This window comes from Psychrobacter sp. 1Y4, from assembly GCF_051847555.1.
Genome location: NZ_JBPYDE010000277.1, coordinates 1 through 893, shown reverse-complemented (window position 1 = coordinate 893; position 893 = coordinate 1). Strand labels below are relative to the sequence as shown.

The window sequence follows — 893 nt, the reverse complement described above, 5'->3', positions numbered from 1 at the left end:
ACTTTATATAGTGACAATGAAGATGCGCAGGCGCATATCTATTTATCAGCAATTATTTAGCAAAAATAAATATCATTGTGGACATTACATTGATCCCTTAAATAAAAACTATCAAATAGCAAAACAGGGTTCATTGAGGAAGACAGAAGGGTAGGACTATCCGGTGTCTTTTTCACAATCTCGTCTTCCTGACAAGAGTCTTAATACTTTAACGCTTCAAACATTTATGCCGATTCATCTATAGTAGCCGACTCATCCTTATTAGTAGCTATGAGGCCAGCATAGAATCATTCGAATTTCATCTTAGCACGATTCAACAGCGATAGTTACAACCAACAAAGCATAGGCTGAAGTATATCTACTAAAAATCAGTTCGGTAAATATAGCGCTGAATATGAGCGGTACTAAAATTATACGACAAATATCCAGTTTATGCTGATGAATTATTACTTAATATATTCTATAAAAAACAAATTGCAAAGATTATTTATCTCAAAAATAAATATAGAGAACCAATAATCAAACGTGATGGTCGCACGTCGCTTGAGATCTATATTGTTCATACGATTTATTCAGTTTCGTCACTATTTGGAATTTTGCAAACTTGTCGATGAGTCTGAATCAAATGGTGATGCTTGGACAGATTAAGCGGTACTGATGAAGCAGGATTGCTTGTGGTAGGCAAAAAAACGCCCTTCTCTTAGAAAGAAGGGCGTTTTTATTGAGGTATGATTTTTAATAACGATACATATACTAGGCTAAATCAGAGTTATCCTGATTTACATGTTTGGATAGTTAGGACCACCGCCACCTTCTGGTGTTACCCAAGTGATATTCTGCGAAGGATCTTTGATATCGCAAGTCTTACAATGTACACAGTTCTGAGCATTGAT

General features: G+C 35.4%; 1 protein-coding gene. It reads right to left on the bottom strand.

The features are described from left to right. Window positions 1–779 precede the first annotated feature (779 nt). The coding region (locus tag ACS8FC_RS15755; RefSeq protein ID WP_439297463.1) for a 4Fe-4S dicluster domain-containing protein at window positions 780–893 on the bottom strand (114 nt) is incomplete at its 5' end.